The sequence below is a fragment of the Tetzosporium hominis genome (assembly GCF_002265435.1).
Classification (GTDB): Bacteria; Bacillota; Bacilli; order Bacillales_A; family Planococcaceae; genus Chryseomicrobium; species Chryseomicrobium hominis.
The window spans coordinates 1-258 of record NZ_NOKQ01000369.1 but is presented as its reverse complement, the minus strand read 5'-3'; the positions used below and the strand labels follow the sequence as shown (position 1 = coordinate 258).

Here is a 258-nt window from a genome sequence, read left to right as displayed (position 1 = left end):
ATCCTACGGTATTTAATAAAGTTTCCCGGCCGATACGTGTAGTAAGCCTAGGCGCAACATCAACAAACAACCTCCCGCCGGCCTTGCGCATAGGTGCTGGAGTAATGAACAGGTAAAAAGACAATCCCAGTGGTTTTATGGGATCCGTCATCATTTGCTGATGACCGACAGATAGATAGACGTGATTTTCTTGATCATTCGCTTCAGGGATCGGGTATAAAGTAGTGATCGGCCGGCTCTGGACAATATAAAATGTAT

At 45.3% G+C, this 258-nt stretch carries 1 pseudogene; it reads right to left on the bottom strand.

Features of this window, described 5'->3' with window-relative positions:
• Positions 1–258, bottom strand: a pseudogene (locus CF394_RS15345) (phosphoenolpyruvate synthase); the annotation flags it as partial.